Raw genomic sequence first — 16,620 nt, 5'->3', positions numbered from 1 at the left:
TGAGTCGCGCCAAAGATGCTCGCGCGGCTCGATTGCTCAGACCTTGTCCGGCGGGCCGACGTTTTCGCGGAAAGCCTTCTCGAACTCTGCCTGCGTTTCCGGGTTTGCGGGGGTTTGATGCCGCTGCTTCCATTCCGAATAGGGCATGCCGTAATAGATTTCGCGTGCCGTGGACTGGTCCATCTCGATCCCGCGTTCGGCCGCGGCCTCCTGAAACCAGCGGGACAGGCAGTTGCGGCAGAACCCGGCCAGGTTCATCAGGTCGATGTTCTGTACATCCACACGGTCCTTCATCAGGTGCTCGCGCAGGCGGCGAAAGGCGGCGGCCTCGATCTCGATGCGGGTCTGGTCGTCCATTGTCTCTCTCCCTCTCTGTGACGGATCAGGGGTGGCAATCGGCAAGTGCGGATTTGAGAAGCGGTGCGATCCGCCGGCCCCAGGATTGCTGCTGCTCCACCGTTTCGATCAGATCCTGGCGGACTTCCAGCAGAACATGGTGGCGGTCGTGCTGCAAGGCATGGCGGTCAATGGAATCTCCGGGTTGGTGCCCGGCATAGGGCTCGTTGTCGCCCACGCACAGGTCTGGCTCCGTGCGCAGACGCGCGATCAATGCCAAGGCCAGCGCATTCTGGGGCGGCGAGTGGAGGATTGCCACATGCCATGGTCGCGGCGGCCGACCGCGGAGGCGCGGCGTGAACGAGTGCACCGCCACAATCGCGCTGTCGGAGCGCGAGGCCGCGAGGCGGCCCAGCTCGGCGTGGTAGGGACGATAGCAAAGCTCCATGCGCCGCTCGATTTCGCCGGCATCTGCGTGCCGGTTTCCCGGAATGATCGTGCCGTCGTAGAGCTTCATCAGCAGGGTCGGGTCGTCCTCGCCCCGGTTCGGGTCGATAACGAGGCGTGAGAAGTTCGAGGTGATAAGCGGCGCGCCGAGGGCATCGGCCAGCGCATGTGCAACGCCTGCGGCGCCGGGATCGTAGGCGATGTGGCGGGCCATTTCTGCCTGAGGCAAGCCCAGGGTGCCGCCGCCGATCTGGGGCGGAACCGTATTCGTGGCGTGGTCGCAGGTTATGAGCCAACGGCTTTCGCGGTTGTCTCCGGCGGTATGAAAGGCGTGATATGTCATTGGGGCGTGATGTTTTCCTCGCATGGGTGTAAGGCGTCATTCGACAAAGGGCCAGAGCTGGTCAGGGTAGCTTTTCGCGCAGTTTACCGCTAACGGTCCCGGCGAAGCCCGCACGACACGAAAGGTTGCTCCATGAGACGGATGCGCAATGTGAAGATCGTGGCCACCCTCGGCCCGGCATCGGACGACTACGACACCATCCGGCGGCTGTTCGAGATCGGTGTTGACGTATTCCGGCTTAACATGAGCCACGGCAGCCACGAGGAGATCCGCGAACGCCACACCATCATCCGGCAGATCGAGCAGGAGCTTGGCCGGCCCATCGCGATCCTGGCGGACCTCCAGGGGCCGAAGTTGCGGGTCGGCGTGTTTGCCGGAGATTCCGAGGAGCTTGTCGAGGGAGCGTCCTTCCGGATGGATCTGGATACGACGGAGGGCGATTCCAGCCGCGTTTGCCTGCCGCATCCGGAGATTTTCAAGGCCCTGAAGCCGGGCGCGACCCTCTTGGTCAACGACGGCAAGATCCGGCTCCGCGTGGACAAATGCGGTGAAGACTTCGCAGATTGCTCGGTGGTGACCGGCGGGACGATCTCCAATCGCAAGGGCGTCAACGTTCCGGACGTGGTTCTGCCGCTGAAGGCGCTCAGCGAGAAGGACCTGGCCGATCTGGAGTTCGTTTGCCAAATCGGTGTGGACTGGCTGGCGCTTTCCTTCGTCCAACGTCCGGAAGACGTGCACGAGGCGCGCGAGCTCGTGTCGGGGCGCGCTGCCATCATGACGAAGGTCGAAAAGCCGGCTGCCGTGGAGGCCTACGACGATATTCTCGCCGTGTCCGACGGGATCATGGTCGCGCGTGGCGATCTTGGGGTGGAATTGCCCGTGCAGGCGGTGCCTCCCATTCAGAAACGCCTGATCCGCGGCGCACGGGCCGCCGCAAAGCCGGTTATCGTGGCGACCCAGATGCTCGAATCGATGATCGAAAGCCCGATGCCGACGCGCGCCGAGGTCTCCGACGTGGCGAACGCAATCTACGAGGGCGCGGATGCGGTCATGCTGAGCGCGGAATCGGCGGCCGGCGACTTCCCCCTGGAAGCGGTGCGTACCATGAACGCGGTTGCCGAAGAGGTCGAGAAGGGCGAGATGTACCGAAACATCATCGAATCCGCCCGCGTGGTCGAGCGCAGCACGACGGCGGATAGCATCGTCTCGGCCGCCCGCGAAATCGCCGAGAATACGGGCGTGAAAGCGATCTGCTGTTTCACCCATTCTGGCACCACGGCGCTGAAGACGGCGCGGGAGCGCCCGCGCGTGCCAATCCTCGCTCTGACGCCATTTACGGCCACGGCGCGACGGCTTTGCCTGTCCTGGGGCGTGAACTGTTTCATGACGCACGGCGATGTCAGCCGGTTCAAGATGGCGGTGGTGTCGGCAGCGCGTGCGGCGCGTCAGGGGCAATTCGCGAACGCGGAGGACAACGTGGTTGTTGTGGCCGGCGTGCCATTTAACATCCCGGGGTCGACCAACATCCTGCGCGTGGCTCCCTGCGACGAAAGGTTGATATTTAACACCGATCCGGAATAATCGGAGCCAGCATCGGAGGAGGGCTTTCGGTTGAACGTCGACACGGATCTGATCTTTGTCCTCGGACTGGTTTTCGGCGTGGTCGCGGTTCCCACTTTGCTGAGTGCATATTCCGAGAGCCGCACGCCTCGGGCGGCGGCCATCCTGATCCTGTTGTCTGTGGGCATGATCTCGTTTGCGGTGATCAAGCGGCCGTCCGGCTATTCGATCGGTGAAGTGCCGGAGGTCGTGAAGCGCGTCTTCACGACCGCGATAAACTAACCGGAACCAGAGTGGCTCCGGGACGACCAGCGGCGGGCAGCGTCACCCGCGCCCGCTGCGTTTCACGAAGAACGCCTTGAGCCTGTCGATGTCCTCCGCGTTCCAACCCTGCGGGTCGGTGACGGCGATCCAGCCATCGATATAGTGTTCCGGCGCAAAGAGGTGGCCAAATCCCATTGGCACCAGAAGCCCGATTGCCATGTCGAGGCCGAGCTGCAGGAAGGTGACGACGGGATACCAGCGCATTTCGGGCGACACGTCTGGCCCGACCGGCGCTTCGAGCCAGGGCGGCTTCCGGAAGAGCGCGTCGGCTCGAAAAAAGGTGATCGGGTCCGACGCGTACTGCAAGTAGACGACCCGCATCGGGCCCCATTCCGCTTCGGACTCCTCAAGCTGGTTGTCCTGGTTCGTGAAGCGGACGACCGCACCGTCACCATAGCGGGGAAGCCATGCGGGAGTGCCTTCGTTTCGGTTTCGCGTCAACGCGCGCCATATGGGGCTGTCGTATGGTGGACCTGACAGAAGCGCGCCGTGAATTGGATCCGCCAGCACTTCATGAAGGTGCACGGATTGCTCGGCACTGTAGGCCCCCAGGCTCAGTCCCTGGACGTAGAGCTTCGGGCGGTTGTCTGAGGGCAGTTTGATCCAGTGTCGATAGACCGCCTGGAACAACGCGCGTCCGGCTTCGATCCCGATCCCGGGCTCCGCCAGTACAGAGATCCAGCTCGAAAGGTAGGAGTATTGGATCGCAACTATCGCGGTGTCGCCGGCATGCAGGTACTCAAACGTGTCCATCGCTTCGGGGTCCATCCAGCCGGTACCGGTCGGAACAACGACAAGCAGAACGTCGCGCTCAAATGCACCGCGACGCAACATTTCCTGCACGGCGAGCGCGGCGCGTGCCTCGGTATCGGGCGCAGCATTCAGGCCCGCGTAGATCCGCAGGGGCGCCTTGGCCGGCCGTTCGAGAAACGCGGAGATTTCCTCGGCGGTCGGCCCGGTCGAGACGAACTGCCGCCCGGTTCTGCCGAGCCCCTCCCAACGGATCAGCGAATGTGTGCCCCCGGTTGCATCCGGATCGGTGGGGGGCGGAATCTGTGGGTCCATTGCCGCGTCCAACGCCGCGGCGGACAGGTCTGCGGTGTGGAGAAAGCTTCGTATGAGCACACCGTCTATGAGCAGCGTGAAGAGTACGAGGGCCGTTGCGATGCCGAACACACGCGCAACCTTTGTCGGGACGACGCGCGACATCTGGCGGCCTGCAATGCGGGATAGGCCGGCGAACAGACGCCAGAGGCCAAGAAGGCCGGCGAAGACAATGAGCGCGATGACAGCGACTTCCAGGCTATGCGCCTCATCGACCGGGGGCATATCCATGCGAATGCGGATGGAATTCTGCCATCCGGGCGCCTTCCAGAGGGACGCTGCGACGAGCGCGAGAGCTGCCCCGCCTGCAATGATCGTCAGGCGAAACCGTATTCGTCCACGAATAACCGGAAGCTCCATGTATCGCCAAAGCGCGTCGAGTGCCGTGCCGATTCCATAGCCAGCGGCGAGGCATACCCCGCCCAGGACGCCCTGCAACAGGAAGCTGCGCGGAATCAGGGATGGCGTGAGCGATGCCGCGAACAGCACCGCGCCGAACAGCAGACCGATGGATGAAACTGCCCGGATCATGCGGCGTTTCGGCCCGCCGCCGACAGGATCATGCATGAAGTCGCCCGATTGCTCGCTTGCATCGACCATTGGTCGGGGCGTTTCTCTTTCTTCAATCATTCTCGGTCCATCCATCCAATGGCAGCGATATTGCGCCGTGCCACATAGGTCTTTGCCTGCAACGGGGCGACGGCCCTGAAACCAAACAGCCAATGTTGGCCATGCCGTGTCTATCCTCCGAAGACATTGCGCGCGATCCGGGGAGAAGGACAGTGCAGTCCCTCTCGGCGTGCAAGGGCGCCTTTGTATTCGGGCAGGACACCCGAGGGTGTTTCAGCCTTTCCGAAGTGATATGCCGTTTTCTCTTGCCTGTCGCGGGATCAAGGCCTATACGCCCGGCTTCGACCGTTGCGGCGGGCCAAAAGCGGCATGCCTGTCGGGACGGAACGACCGATCCAGTCAAGGAGTAGGCAAATGCCCAAGATGAAGACCAAGTCCGGCGCCAAGAAGCGATTCAAGGTGACGGCGACCGGCAAGATCAAATCCGCCCAGGCCGGCAAGCGCCACGGCATGATCAAGCGCACCAACAAGTTCATTCGAAACGCTCGCGGTACCACCACGCTTTCCGAGGCGGATACCAAGATCGTCAAGAAATACATGCCCTACGCGCGCTGAGGAGGCTTGAGATATGTCCCGAGTTAAAGGCGGAACCGTCACCCACGCCCGGCACAAGAAGATCATCAAGGCCGCGAAAGGCTACTATGGCCGCCGGTCCACGAACTTCAAGACCGCGACCCAGGCCGTCGACAAGGCCAACCAATACGCGACCCGCGACCGCAAGGCCCGTAAGCGGCAGTTCCGTGCCCTGTGGATCCAGCGAATCAACGCCGCTGTCCGGGCCCACGACGAAGCGCTGACCTATTCGCGCTTCATCAACGGCCTGAGCAAGGCAGGCATTGAGGTGGACCGCAAGGTGCTGGCCGACCTCGCCGTGCACGAGCCCGAGGCATTCGGCACCATCGTCGAGAAGGCCAAGGCCGCGCTGGCCTGAATCACCGGCCAATGAATTCCAAAGCCCCGCCGGCACGTGCGCCGCGCGGGGTTTTTTGTGTCTAGAGTGCCTTGGCGACGCGATTGTTTCGAAATGCCCGGAAAATGCCACGAGTTTGAAGGATTTTGTTCCGATATGCCGAGCAATCTGAGCTCTGCCGGCTCTCTCTCAGGGCGAGTGCCGATGTAGGGATTCACTTTTGGCGCGAATAAGCGAACTCCATTACTCGAACGCCTATGCGGCCAGATCCGGGATCGGCGAATTTCTGGAAGTCGCGCTTGCGCCGGACGAGAACCCAGCTGATTTCACGGTGGCATTCTATGAAACCGATGGCGCGGTGGGGTTGGTTGTCGATCTGACGGACCCGCGCATCTGGGTCAGTTACGATTCTGTATCGAACGAATATGTTTACGTCCTGTCGGCGGACAACCTGCCCTTTCTGCTAGCGGACCAGGATACAGGCCAGCCCGGCAACTTCGACGCGGTTGCGCTGGTAAACAGCGCCGAGTCGGAGGTAATTTCCTTCTACGACGTCGGTCGCGGAACGCAGAACATCGTGGCGCTCAACGGGCCGGCAGCGGGAGCTGTCTCTGAGAACATTCCTGTGCCGGCCGGTCCGAGTTCTGCGCCGATAACGATCCAGTTCAACCAGCCGAATCCGGACACCCCGACCTACGCGCCGGCGGCGCCGAACACGAGCGGTCTGATCTGTTTTGCCGCCGGTACCCGGATCCTTACGCCAAATGGTGAGCGGCCGGTGGAGGATCTCGCGGTCGGTGATCTGGTGCTGACGATGGACAGCGGCGCGCGACCGATCCGCTGGACAGGCGCGCGGCAGGTGGCGGCAGAAGGCGACCTCGCGCCGATTCGTTTTGCCCGCGGCACCATGGGGTGCCGGGAACCATTGCTGGTTTCGCCGCAACACCGGATGCTTCTCAGCTTTCCGGAACTCGAACTGCTGACCGGCACGACCGAGGCATTGATCTCGGCCAAGAGCCTGGTGAACGGGCGGGATATCAAGGTGCAGCCGGGCGGAACGGTCACCTACCACCATTTCATGTTCGACCGGCACGAGTTGGTGTGGGCCAATGGCGTGCCTGCGGAAAGCTTCTTCGTTGCCGAAAAGAGCCTGGGGGCCATGACATCCGGCATGCGGGCGGAGTTCGCAGCCCTCTTTCCTGAGCTACTGGAGGGGCAGGGTGCGTTCGGCGCGCTCGCAAGGCCCGTGGTGAAGGGGTGGGAGTTGCAGGCGGCATTGGCCGGCATCGCCGCATAGGCGCGCGCGTCCATCACCGCTCAGGCGGCGTCCATTCCGCTTCCGGCACGTCCCGACGCCGCAGGCGCACGGCAAGCCCCAGACCGATACCCACCCCGATCGCGACGGTCAGGTCCGTGATAACCGTCAACACCAGTGTGATCCCGAGAAGCGCCTTGTCGGCCGTGCGCAAGGTCAGGTAGCCGCGCCATTTGTGCGGCTCGCTCATGTTCCACGCTGTCAGGATCAGTAGACCGGCAAGCGCCGGCATGGCGAGGTGACCGGCAAGGGGCGCGGCGACCGACATGACGAGGAGGATCGTCAGTGCATGGATGAGTCCGGCAATCGGGGTTCGGCCGCCGGCACGGACGTTTGTGGCCGTGCGGGCAATTGCGCCGGTCGCGGGCAGACCGCCGAAGAGTGCGGAGCCGATATTGGCAGCGCCCTGCGCGAGGACCTCGGCATTGGGGCGGTGGCGACCATTGACCATGCGGTCCGCGACCATTGCCGAGAGCAGCGATTCCACACCGGCCAGGAAGGCGATCACGAGGGCAGCAGGGAGGAGCTCGGAGATTCTCTCGAGTGTGAGCGCGGGCAATTGTGGCCGGGGCAGGTGGTTCGGCAAGGCGCCGAAACGTTCGCCGATCGTGTCCACGGGCAGGTTGAACAGAACAACCGTGGCCGAGGTTGCGGCAACGGCGACGATCAGGCCGGGAAATCGCGGGAAGAGACGGCGCAGCGCAATGATCAGCGCCATGGTGGCAAGACCGATACCAAGGCTCCACGGGGAAAAGGTGTCGCGCGACTGCCAGAGCGCCGGCAGCTTGTCGAGGAAATCCGCGGGCACTTCGGCCAGGGTCAGCCCGAACAGATCCTTGATCTGGCTTGTGGCAATGATGACCGCGATGCCGATGGTGAACCCGTCGATCACCGGCTCAGGAATGAAGGCAATCAGGTTTCCGGCCCTCAGGAAACCCGCCGCCAGCAGGATCAGCCCTGCGAGGAAGGTGGCGATGACAAGCCCGTCATACCCATGGGCAGCGATCACCCCGTAGACGACGACGATGAAGGCACCGGTCGGGCCGCCGATCTGCACCCGGCTGCCGCCCAGCAACGATATCAGGAAACCGCCCACCACCGCCGTGAAGAGACCCACCGCAGGTTCCGCACCCGAAGCAATGGCAATGGCCAGGCTGAGCGGGATTGCGACCATGGCGACGGTAACGCCGGCCTGGAGGTCCGCAATGAACTGTGCGCGTGTGTAGCTTTGCAATGTGGTGAGGATCTTGGGCTTCATGGCGTTGGCTTACCGACGCTTCAAGCGGAAGCGCAAGCGCGGCCTCGCCGCAGGGCCGCGTCGCTCCGGGCCTTGCCTTCGAGCGCTCGTGTGATACCCACGCGCAGGATTTCGGCGCCGCGATCGATACGGGGCGTGGCGTGCTGACGGAGTGGAGCCAGCCATGGAAGAGCTGAGGCAGAAATATATCGCGGCGATTGCCGAAGCCGCCGACGAGGGTGCGCTGGAAGCCTTGCGCGTTCAGGCCGTTGGAAAGAAGGGCGAGGTCAGCCTGAAGATGCGCGAGCTGGGCAAGATGACGCCCGAGGAGCGGCAAGTTGCCGGCCCCGCGCTGAACGCGCTCAAGGACGAGATCAATTCGGCACTCGCGGCCAAGAAGGCAGCGCTCGCGGATGTTGCACTGGATGCCCGCTTGCGCGAGGAATGGCTGGACGTAACACTGCCGGTCCGCCCCATGCGCAGAGGCTCGATCCACCCGATCAGCCAGGTCACCGAAGAGGTCACCGCGATCTTTGCCGACATGGGATTTGCCGTGGCCGAAGGCCCGCAGATCGAGGACGACTGGCACAATTTCGATGCGCTGAACATCCCTGGCCATCACCCCGCGCGGGCTGAGATGGACACGTTCTACATGGCACGCGCGGAGGGCGACAACCGCCCGCCACATGTGCTGAGAACCCATACCTCGCCGGTGCAGATCCGCTCGATGATGAAGCACGGAGCGCCGATCCGTATCGTCTGCCCGGGCCGCGTGTACCGCTGCGACTACGACCAGACACACACACCGATGTTCCACCAGGTCGAGGGGCTGGCGCTCGGCAAGGACATCTCCATGGCAAACCTCAAGTGGGTGTTGGAGGAATTCTTCTCGGCCTTCTTCGGCACCGAGGTGCAAACCCGCTTCCGCGCCTCCCATTTCCCGTTCACCGAGCCGTCGGCAGAGGTGGATATCCAATGTTCGTGGGAGGGCGGAACGGTAAAGGTGGGCGAAGGCGACGATTGGCTGGAGGTACTAGGATCGGGTATGGTCCACCCCAAGGTATTGACCGCCGGGAATATCGACCCGCTGGCCTGGCAAGGGTTTGCATTCGGCATCGGGATCGACCGGTTGGCGATGTTGAAATACGGCATCCCGGACCTGCGAGCCTTCTTCGACAGCGACCTTCGCTGGTTGCGCCACTACGGGTTTGCCGCGCTCGACGTCCCGACGGTGCATGCCGGTTTGAACCGATAGCGCCATGGCGACGGGTCCGATCGATCGGGCCCCACTCCGGTGCCGGCACCATGGGGATCCACAGCTGTCCGGACCGAGCCCCGCGGGCGCGGCTGTAGGTTGGAGGAGAGGCCATGCTTGAAGAGCTGCGAAAGCGCTATCCTGACGCAGAAACCTTCACGTTCGGGGATTCCCGCGCGCTCTGCGACGACCTCCTCGCCCTCGTGCGGAGCGGTGCGAAGACGGCCACATGCAGTGCTTTGCGAGACTTCACGGAGGGTGGCGAGGCGCTGCCGAAGCCCGGACGCCGCGACATTGCGCTCGATTGGGACAAGCGGCCCGCGCTCGTGATCGAGACGGTCAGCGTGGAGATCCTGCGGTATTGCGACGTGCCGGAATCCTTCGCTCTCGCAGAGGGCGAAAATGACAACCTCGTCGGGTGGCGCGATGGTCACCGGCGGTACTTCGAGCGTAACGGGGGATTCGATCCGGAGATGCAACTGGTATGCGAGCGGTTCCGGCTGATCGAGGATCTGGCACAGGAAGGTGGCGAGGCGCCCTGACGATCAGGACGCCTCATCCGTTTTCGCATCCGGCACGATCCACGGCACCAGTTCGGTCACAGGCGTGTTCAGGATTCGTGTGGGATGGTAGCGGCACAGAGTACGGTTCAGTTCCGGATCGGTGGTCCAGTCGCGGCACGCCGCGCCGGAGTGACCGTTATGAGGGTCGCCCGTCATGAATCCGAGACCGATTACCAGCAGAAGGCCCAGGAACAGCGGTCGCGCCATGTTCCCGATGACATTTGCAATTGCCCCCATGGCATTTACCTTTCAACACTCGTTACGGCCCCCACCGACAACATGGTCAAGCTACGTCTGAAATGTGGCAAAAAAGGGGCAAGTATGGCGCAATCGTGTCGACAATCCTTTGAGTTTGTTTGCGATATCGCAACGCATTGACCAAAGGTTAAGGCCCGTTGTGGCCAACCGGCTACGGCAGCGGCCGATTTGTACGTGTCGGCGTCGCTTGTGCCCTCATTCGCCAGATGCCAGCAAAGCGGCAGCGGCAAGGAGAGCGCGGGGCAAACCTGAAATGATAGGCGCGACTCAGCAGATTCGCGGCAGTTGCTCGCCCACCAGCATGTCGACGATCCTCTCGCCGCCAAAGGCGCTCCGCAATGTGACCCGGCCCGCCGGCGCCTCCAGCACCCGGCCAACTGCAACCGCACCGCGGCCGGCGTCGGTTGCGCGCATTGCCGCAAGCGCCCGAGCGGCGCGCGCTTCCGGAACGAAGAGAACAAGCGTACCTTCGTTGGCCAGGTAGAGTGGATCGAGGCCGAGGATCTCGCACATTCCCCGCACCTCGGGGCGAAGCGGCAATTGGCGTTCATCGAGTTCGATCTTCACGGCGGCAGCCACGGCAATCTCGTTCAGCGCCGTTGCCAGCCCGCCGCGCGTGGCGTCGCGTGCAGCCCGCACATCGGGAACCGCTTCCAGCACGGCTTCCATCAGATGACCGAGGCCCTGGCAATCCGACGGGATGTCGGTCGAGAGCGCCAGATCGCCCCGCGCAGCGAGAATGGCTGTGCCGTGATCCCCCAGAACGCCATTCACGATGGCAATGTCGCCCGGCCGAACTCGTTCGGCCCGCAGGTCGCGTCCCGGCGGAATCACCCCCACGCCGGACGTTGTCACGAAAAGCTTGTCGGCATGTCCGCGCCCGACAACCTTCGTGTCGCCGGTGACGATCTTCACACCGGCCGCGTCGGCCTCGGCCCGCATCGAACGTACAACGCGCTCCAGCAAGGCGATCTCGCAGCCCTCCTCGATGATGAACGCCGCCGAAAGCCACAGCGGACGTCCGCCGCCCACCGCAAGATCGTTCACCGTGCCGCAAACCGCGATCTTGCCAATGTCCCCGCCGGGGAATTCTAGCGGGTCGACAACAAAACTGTCCGTAGTGAAGGCAAGGCGTGCCCCCACCTCTGTGAAGGCGGCGTCTGTCAGGCGCGCTTGGTCCTCCATCGAGGCCGGTTCGAAAGCGCTGGTGAAGACTGTCTCGATCAGATCCCGCATCGCTTTGCCGCCGCCGCCATGCGCCAGCGTCACACGCTCGTCTCTCACGTGTTCCGTTCCTTCTTCTGTCTGAAAATATCCCGGGGGAGTCGCGGCTTGCCGCGGCGGGGGCAGCGCCCCCATCTCTCACGGAACGATCTCACGCGGCCGGCTCGGCGGCTCGTGCGCCGCCATACTGGTAGTAGGCCGCGCAGGCGCCTTCCGACGAGACCATGAGCGCCCCCAACGGCATCTCTGGGGTGCAGCCCGTGCCGAAATGCGGGCAACCCGTGGGTTTGATCCGGCCGGTCATCACCTGCCCGCAGGCACATCCCTCGGGCTCCCGGACGTCACGCGGGCCGGCGCCGTAGCCGATCCCGAACTTCGCCTCCGCATCGAATGCGCGATACCGGTCGCGAATCCGCAGCCCGCTCTCGTCGATCTCGCCCAGGCCGCGCCATTCGAAACTTGGTCGCGGCTCGTAGACCTCGGCAATTGCGGCCACGGATACCGGATTGCCGTGTTCCGGCACCACGCGGGCATATTGGTTTTCCACCTCCGCCCGTCCGTCGCGGATCTGCTCCAGTACCATCAGAACCGACTGAAGCAAGTCGAGTGGCTCGAATCCCGCGACCACGATGGGCTTGCCGAAATCCTCCGCGATGAAACGATAGGGATCGGTGCCGATCACCATGGAAACGTGCCCCGGGCCGACAAAGCCGTCGAGTATCATGTGCGGGTCTTCCAGCAACACGCGGATCGGGGGGGGCACGGTGATGTGGTTACAGAAAACGGTGAAATTCGTGAGCCCTTCGCGCGCTGCCTGCTGAATTGAGAGTGCCGTCGAGGGTGTCGTCGTCTCAAAGCCGAGCCCGAAGAAAACCACCTCGCGTTCCGGGTTTCGGCGCGCAAGTTCCAGCGCATCGAGCGGGGAATAGACCATGCGGATATCCGCGCCCTCCGCCTTTGCCTGGATCAGCGACTTGCGCGTGCCCGGTACCCGCATCGCATCGCCGAAGGTCGTGAAGATGACCTCCGGGCGCTCCGCCAGTTCCACGCATTCGTCGACCCGGCTCATTGGCAGCACGCAGACCGGGCAGCCGGGGCCGTGGATGAATTCCACCCCGGGGTGGATCAGCTTGTCGAGCCCGTAGCGGAAGATCGCATGGGTATGCCCGCCGCAGATCTCCATGATATGCACTGGCGCCGCCGCCGTGGCCCCGATCTCGTTGGCCAGCGCGGCAATCCGGTCCAGCAATGCGCGTGCGGCAGCGGGGTCGCGGAATTCCTCCACGTATCTCATGGCCGTTCCTCCAGCGCGTCCTGTCCGGCCGCCATCGCGTCCAGCGCCTCCTGTGCTTCGCCCAACTCGCGCAATGCCTCCAGCGTGCGGGCGGCTTCGTCCTCGTCGATCAGGCTCATGGCAAAGCCGACGTGGATCAGCACCCACTTGCCGACAAGCGTATCGAGCGGCCCATCGGCCACGCAAACGACGGACACTTCACGGCGCACGCCTGAGATATCTGCCAGCGCCATTTGCCGGTTGGTGTCCGTTATCTCGACAATCTGTCCGGGTATCCCCAGGCACATAGTTCACTCCTCCTCTGCCGGGGCGCTTGCAGGAGGCGCCAGGCAATAGCGGTCCAGTTTCGCCCGCAGACCGACACGGCTCAGGCCGAGTTCCGCGGCAGCCCGGCTCTTGTTCCATTTCAGCCGCGTCAACGTCTCTCGCAAAACACGCTTTTCAATGAGTTCGACCCTGTCCCTGAGCGTGCCACCCCCGACAAGTACGGAATCCACGTTGCGGTCACCGCCGTCTTCCGCGGGCGCGGCCTGAAGGATATGGCGCGATATCAGTTCCGGGCCCAGGACCGCGTCTTGTGCGAATATCAGCATGCGCGTGATCTCGTTGCGCAACTCCCGCGCGTTGCCGGGCCAGTCATAGCGTTCGAGGAATTCCAACGCCGCGTCGGCGAGTCCGTGGACCGGTTTGCCATGCGCATCGGACAATTCGAACAACATGTGGCTGGCTAAAACGGAAATGTCTCCCGGTCTGCCGCGAAGTGGCGGCAGGTCGAGCTCGGCCACCGAAAGCGCGTAGAAGAGATCCGCGCGGAACCGGCCCTCCGCCACCTCGGTACGCAGGTCGCGATGTGCCCCGAGGATGAGGCGCGCATTTGTGGCGATTTCTTCCCGCGCGCCGAGAGGCCGAAAGACGCCCTCGCTCAGGATGCGCATGAGCGCGAGTTGGAGCCGGGGCGCCAGGGCGTCCACGCCATTCAGGAAGAGCGTGCCGCGCTCGGCCTTCTGCAACAATCCGATCTTGTTCGTGCGCTGACCGGGCATCGCCCCCTGGCGGGCGCCGAAGAGTTCCAGCTCCAGCAATTCCTCCTCGGCGCCGACGCAATTGTGGGCCAGGAATGGATGGTCCGCGCGCAGCGAGCCGTAGTGCATGGCCCGCGCCATGTCCGTCTTGCCGGTTCCCGGTTCGCCCTGCAGCAGCACCGGCACATCGAAGCTGGCAAACTGACGTGCCTGCGCGATCACCGCGTTCATTGGCGAGTTCGGCGCCCGCAGCACGTTCTCGAATCCCAGCCCTTCGCGCAGCGCCTTGCGGCGGTGTTCCAGCTTGGATTCCGCGGTTCGGTTCAGGAGGCGCATCTCCAGGCTCAACCGGTCGTGGTCGCGCGTCAGCCGGAAGAGGTCCGCGGCATTCTTCGCCGCCATCAGCAATTCGTCGGGATGCCAGGGCTTCGTGAGGAACTGGTAGATTCCGGCCTCGTTGATCGCCGCGATCATGTCGGAGGTCTCTGTGTACCCGGTAATGATGATCCGCACCGTCTCCGGCCAACGGTCGCGAACCTCCGACAGAAACTCGACGCCGCTCCGCCCGGGCATCCGTTGATCGCAAAAGATGACTTGTATGTCCTGCTGCTCCATCAGCCCGCCGGCCTCGTCCGCACTGGCGGCAATCAGGCAGTCGAAGTCGTCCTCCAGCGCCATGCGCATCGCGGCGAGCGAATGGGCCTCGTCATCGACAAGAAGCACAGTGGGCAGGGGTGCCGGAACGTCCTTCATGCCGCGGTGTCCTCCGCCTGCTTCGCGGCGAGACGCGCGTTCAACCAGGTGATCCAGGCGTCGAGCCCCTCTCCTGTGCGGGCGGAGACCCGCTGGACCTCTATCTCCGGGTTGACCCGGCGCAAGTTGGCTTCGTAGAGGTCGAGGTCCACATCGCAATGGGGGGCGAGGTCTGTCTTGTTGAGCAGCGCCAGCCGGGAGGCGGTGAACATATCCGGGTATTTCAGCGGTTTGTCCTCTCCTTCCGTTACCGACAGGATCGCGACCTTGCAGTCCTCGCCGAGGTCGAACCCGGCCGGGCAGACGAGATTGCCCACGTTCTCGATGAACAATACCGTTCCCTGTTCAAGGGGCAGATGATCGAGTGCATGGCCGACCATTTGTCCGTCCAGATGGCAACCCTTGCCGGTGTTGACCTGCACAGCGGGGGCCCCGGTGGCACGAATTCGATCGGCGTCGTTGGTGGTCTGCTGATCGCCCTCTATCACGGCAACCGGGTGCGCTCCGAGCCGTTCGATGGTGCGCACGAGCAGGCTCGTCTTGCCGGAACCCGGTGAGGACACGAGGTTGAGGGCGAGCGTACCCGTCGCGGCCAGCCGGGTGCGGTTGGCCGCTGCAAAGGCATCGTTCTTCGAGAGTATGTCGGCCTCGAGTTCGATCAGCCGGTCTTGGCTCATTCCCGGCACGGCGACGCCCGCCGCGCCCGTTCCATAGTGGATGTCGCGGTGTTCGCCATGGTGATGGTGATGGTGGTGGGAATCGTCGTGGGAATGCCCTTCCACCGTGCCCTGTCCACACCCGCACACGTTGCACATCACGTCACCTCCATGTCCAGTATTCGCATTTCGCTGCCTCCGGTCGGCATGAGCTTCCCGCCGCCGCACCGTGGGCAGGGGGCAAATCGGTCGTCGATTTCAACTTCCGCTTCGCAGTCGTAGCAAACAGCCCTTCCCGGCAGATCCAGCATTTCCAACTCCGCGCCTTCGGCTTCGGAGCCGCGCATCACAACATCGAAGGCAAAGGCCAGAGCCTCCTTCTGCACACCCGCAAAGCGGCCGATCTCGAGGCGAAGACGACGCACGCGGGAGAAGTTCTGTGCGCGCGCCTGATCCTGGATGATCCCGCGAATGCCTTCGCAGAGCGCCATTTCATGCATCCCGCACCTCCTTCAACCGCAGCGGAGAACAGGGGTCCAGTATATCGAGGAGAAGCGGAGAAAGCGCCTGCCGATCTACGGGCAGTGTCGCAAGACATTGTTCCAGGATGCCGCCGGGCACCAACAAGTGGTCGGTTGGGGTGACGCGTCGGAAAAAAGTCAGTCGCCCGTCTTCCGCGCGCGCCTGCACGGCGAAGGAGCCACGCGCGGCAGGGATGATGGCGTATGTACGTCGAGGCCGATCCGGGCGCGGCAGGCGGCCGGACAAGACAGCGCGCAGGTCTTCCAATCGTGCCCAGGCCCGCCACAGCGGGCCCCGGCCATGACTGGCCTCGATGGCCAGCATGGCCGGCGCGCCGAGGTGGCGTGCAGCGGTGGAGTTCTCAATCGCTTCGCCCGACCAGAGCAGGTCCGGTGTTGGGGCCGGAAGGGGACGGCAGGTTGCTGACCCAATCGGAAAACACTCCGAAATTCGCCGCAGAAGCGGTGCCGTGCCCAGGTCCGATGCAAGAAACCCGGTCACCTCCTCCGCTGTTTTCGGCGCCGATGCCGCCGGCCCGAACATCGCTTCCAGGAGGCGCTCGCTGTCCACTTTCCAGTCCTCCGGGAGTGCGACGCCCGGCTGGCCGAAGTGTCGCGGCCAGACGACAAAGAGCTTCGCGACGTGCTCACGGCGAAGTTCCTGTGCCAGCGCCTCTTCGGTTGCAGCGGTCTCGATCCCAAGCGCCAAGCGCAGCGCCCCTTCCTGTGCCGCGCGGCAGAGATTGAAGAGCCTTGGCAGCAACTCCGTGGCCTCTTCTATCCGACGGCCCACCAGCAACTCCGCCACTGGCAGGGACGGAGCGCCGACAGCCACCAGCCGGGGAAGGGAATGGCCGCGGTCGAGCAT

General features: G+C 63.8%; 19 protein-coding genes. 7 read left to right on the top strand and 12 right to left on the bottom strand.

The window, feature by feature from the left end; translation table 11 throughout:
• Nucleotides 1–36: 36 nt before the first annotated feature.
• Together ARC39_RS10840 and ARC39_RS10835 are read right to left on the bottom strand one after the other, a co-directional pair.
• Nucleotides 37–357: a DUF1244 domain-containing protein gene (locus ARC39_RS10840; RefSeq protein WP_068114284.1), complete on the bottom strand. Its 321-nt coding sequence runs from the start codon at nt 355–357 to the stop codon at nt 37–39.
• A 25-nt stretch (nt 358–382) separates the two neighbouring features.
• Nucleotides 383–1,126, bottom strand: coding sequence for an N-formylglutamate amidohydrolase (locus tag ARC39_RS10835; RefSeq protein WP_068114282.1), 744 nt, complete (start codon nt 1,124–1,126; stop codon nt 383–385).
• A 132-nt stretch (nt 1,127–1,258) separates the two neighbouring features.
• Here ARC39_RS10835 and pyk point away from each other — a divergent pair, with 132 nt between their 5' ends.
• Nucleotides 1,259–2,707, top strand: coding sequence for a pyruvate kinase (gene pyk, locus ARC39_RS10830; protein ID WP_068114280.1), 1,449 nt, complete (start codon nt 1,259–1,261; stop codon nt 2,705–2,707).
• A gap of 30 nt (nt 2,708–2,737) precedes the next feature.
• A complete protein-coding gene (locus tag ARC39_RS10825) occupies nt 2,738–2,968 on the top strand; it encodes a hypothetical protein (protein WP_068114278.1) in 231 nt (76 codons plus the stop codon).
• Between the two features lie 42 nt (nt 2,969–3,010).
• Here ARC39_RS10825 and ARC39_RS10820 read toward each other — a convergent pair whose 3' ends face one another.
• Entirely contained in the window at nt 3,011–4,744 is a 1,734-nt protein-coding gene (locus tag ARC39_RS10820; protein ID WP_201455739.1) for an alpha/beta hydrolase, read from the bottom strand.
• Between the two features lie 354 nt (nt 4,745–5,098).
• Between ARC39_RS10820 and rpmI the strand changes: the two genes are divergently transcribed.
• From rpmI to ARC39_RS10805, 3 genes are all read left to right on the top strand, one after another.
• Entirely contained in the window at nt 5,099–5,299 is a 201-nt protein-coding gene (gene rpmI / locus ARC39_RS10815; protein WP_068114276.1) for a 50S ribosomal protein L35, read from the top strand.
• Between the two features lie 13 nt (nt 5,300–5,312).
• Entirely contained in the window at nt 5,313–5,675 is a 363-nt protein-coding gene (gene rplT / locus ARC39_RS10810; RefSeq protein WP_068114274.1) for a 50S ribosomal protein L20, read from the top strand.
• A gap of 199 nt (nt 5,676–5,874) precedes the next feature.
• Entirely contained in the window at nt 5,875–6,951 is a 1,077-nt protein-coding gene (locus ARC39_RS10805) for a Hint domain-containing protein (protein WP_068114273.1), read from the top strand.
• 13 nt (nt 6,952–6,964) lie between these two features.
• On the opposite strand, the gene ARC39_RS10800 is transcribed toward ARC39_RS10805, so the two are convergent.
• The gene (locus ARC39_RS10800; protein ID WP_068114271.1) at nt 6,965–8,227 is read right to left on the bottom strand and encodes a SulP family inorganic anion transporter; all 1,263 of its coding nucleotides are present in this window, start codon (nt 8,225–8,227) and stop codon (nt 6,965–6,967) included.
• Nucleotides 8,228–8,390: 163 nt separating this feature from the next.
• Here ARC39_RS10800 and pheS point away from each other — a divergent pair, with 163 nt between their 5' ends.
• Nucleotides 8,391–9,461 (top strand): phenylalanine--tRNA ligase subunit alpha, encoded by a 1,071-nt coding sequence (gene pheS, locus ARC39_RS10795; protein ID WP_068114270.1) that lies wholly within the window; start codon nt 8,391–8,393, stop codon nt 9,459–9,461.
• A 113-nt stretch (nt 9,462–9,574) separates the two neighbouring features.
• Nucleotides 9,575–10,003, top strand: coding sequence for an ASCH domain-containing protein (locus ARC39_RS10790; protein WP_068114268.1), 429 nt, complete (start codon nt 9,575–9,577; stop codon nt 10,001–10,003).
• Nucleotides 10,004–10,006: 3 nt separating this feature from the next.
• Here the strand turns inward: ARC39_RS10790 and ARC39_RS10785 are convergent, their stop codons facing one another.
• The 8 genes from ARC39_RS10785 to ARC39_RS10750 all read right to left on the bottom strand — a co-directional run bounded on the left by ARC39_RS10785 (nt 10,007) and on the right by ARC39_RS10750 (nt 16,620).
• Nucleotides 10,007–10,261, bottom strand: a complete 255-nt coding sequence (locus ARC39_RS10785; protein WP_068114266.1) for a hypothetical protein — start codon at nt 10,259–10,261, stop codon at nt 10,007–10,009.
• A gap of 288 nt (nt 10,262–10,549) precedes the next feature.
• The gene (gene hypE / locus ARC39_RS10780; RefSeq protein WP_068114467.1) at nt 10,550–11,566 is read right to left on the bottom strand and encodes a hydrogenase expression/formation protein HypE; all 1,017 of its coding nucleotides are present in this window, start codon (nt 11,564–11,566) and stop codon (nt 10,550–10,552) included.
• Between the two features lie 91 nt (nt 11,567–11,657).
• Complete coding sequence (hypD, locus tag ARC39_RS10775) at nt 11,658–12,800, bottom strand: hydrogenase formation protein HypD (protein WP_068114264.1); 1,143 nt, start codon at nt 12,798–12,800, stop codon at nt 11,658–11,660.
• Nucleotides 12,797–13,087: a HypC/HybG/HupF family hydrogenase formation chaperone gene (locus tag ARC39_RS10770; RefSeq protein WP_068114262.1), complete on the bottom strand. Its 291-nt coding sequence runs from the start codon at nt 13,085–13,087 to the stop codon at nt 12,797–12,799. Before ARC39_RS10770 ends, hypD begins: the two co-directional genes overlap by 4 nt.
• A 3-nt stretch (nt 13,088–13,090) precedes the next feature.
• Nucleotides 13,091–14,575 carry a sigma-54-dependent transcriptional regulator gene (locus ARC39_RS10765; RefSeq protein ID WP_068114260.1) on the bottom strand — a complete coding sequence of 495 codons (1,485 nt, stop codon included), beginning with the start codon at nt 14,573–14,575 and terminating at the stop codon, nt 13,091–13,093.
• The gene (gene hypB, locus ARC39_RS10760; RefSeq protein ID WP_068114259.1) at nt 14,572–15,390 is read right to left on the bottom strand and encodes a hydrogenase nickel incorporation protein HypB; all 819 of its coding nucleotides are present in this window, start codon (nt 15,388–15,390) and stop codon (nt 14,572–14,574) included. Before hypB ends, ARC39_RS10765 begins: the two co-directional genes overlap by 4 nt.
• Nucleotides 15,390–15,731: a hydrogenase maturation nickel metallochaperone HypA gene (hypA, locus tag ARC39_RS10755; protein WP_068114258.1), complete on the bottom strand. Its 342-nt coding sequence runs from the start codon at nt 15,729–15,731 to the stop codon at nt 15,390–15,392. The genes hypB and hypA overlap by 1 nt, the downstream gene beginning before the upstream one ends.
• Nucleotides 15,724–16,620 carry a hypothetical protein gene (locus tag ARC39_RS10750; protein ID WP_068114256.1) on the bottom strand — a complete coding sequence of 299 codons (897 nt, stop codon included), beginning with the start codon at nt 16,618–16,620 and terminating at the stop codon, nt 15,724–15,726. Before ARC39_RS10750 ends, hypA begins: the two co-directional genes overlap by 8 nt.

The organism is Tropicimonas marinistellae (genome assembly GCF_001509585.1).
GTDB lineage: Bacteria > Pseudomonadota > Alphaproteobacteria > Rhodobacterales > Rhodobacteraceae > Tropicimonas > Tropicimonas marinistellae.
Note: the sequence above shows the minus strand (reverse complement) of the source record. Positions and strands in the feature narration are given on the sequence as shown.

Bases quoted from the DNA above. Each gene is read 5' to 3' on its own strand.
- ARC39_RS10840 (WP_068114284.1), bottom strand. From the start codon at position 357: ATGGACGACCAGACCCGCATCGAGATCGAGGCCGCCGCCTTTCGCCGC.
- ARC39_RS10835 (WP_068114282.1), bottom strand. From the start codon at position 1,126: ATGACATATCACGCCTTTCATACCGCCGGAGACAACCGCGAAAGCCGT.
- pyk (WP_068114280.1), top strand. From the start codon at position 1,259: ATGAGACGGATGCGCAATGTGAAGATCGTGGCCACCCTCGGCCCGGCA.
- ARC39_RS10820 (WP_201455739.1), bottom strand. From the start codon at position 4,744: ATGATTGAAGAAAGAGAAACGCCCCGACCAATGGTCGATGCAAGCGAG.
- rpmI (WP_068114276.1), top strand. From the start codon at position 5,099: ATGCCCAAGATGAAGACCAAGTCCGGCGCCAAGAAGCGATTCAAGGTG.
- rplT (WP_068114274.1), top strand. From the start codon at position 5,313: ATGTCCCGAGTTAAAGGCGGAACCGTCACCCACGCCCGGCACAAGAAG.
- ARC39_RS10800 (WP_068114271.1), bottom strand. From the start codon at position 8,227: ATGAAGCCCAAGATCCTCACCACATTGCAAAGCTACACACGCGCACAG.
- pheS (WP_068114270.1), top strand. From the start codon at position 8,391: ATGGAAGAGCTGAGGCAGAAATATATCGCGGCGATTGCCGAAGCCGCC.
- ARC39_RS10790 (WP_068114268.1), top strand. From the start codon at position 9,575: ATGCTTGAAGAGCTGCGAAAGCGCTATCCTGACGCAGAAACCTTCACG.
- ARC39_RS10785 (WP_068114266.1), bottom strand. From the start codon at position 10,261: ATGGGGGCAATTGCAAATGTCATCGGGAACATGGCGCGACCGCTGTTC.
- hypD (WP_068114264.1), bottom strand. From the start codon at position 12,800: ATGAGATACGTGGAGGAATTCCGCGACCCCGCTGCCGCACGCGCATTG.
- ARC39_RS10770 (WP_068114262.1), bottom strand. From the start codon at position 13,087: ATGTGCCTGGGGATACCCGGACAGATTGTCGAGATAACGGACACCAAC.
- ARC39_RS10765 (WP_068114260.1), bottom strand. From the start codon at position 14,575: ATGAAGGACGTTCCGGCACCCCTGCCCACTGTGCTTCTTGTCGATGAC.
- hypB (WP_068114259.1), bottom strand. From the start codon at position 15,390: ATGTGCAACGTGTGCGGGTGTGGACAGGGCACGGTGGAAGGGCATTCC.
- hypA (WP_068114258.1), bottom strand. From the start codon at position 15,731: ATGCATGAAATGGCGCTCTGCGAAGGCATTCGCGGGATCATCCAGGAT.
- ARC39_RS10750 (WP_068114256.1), bottom strand. From the start codon at position 16,620: ATGCTCGACCGCGGCCATTCCCTTCCCCGGCTGGTGGCTGTCGGCGCT.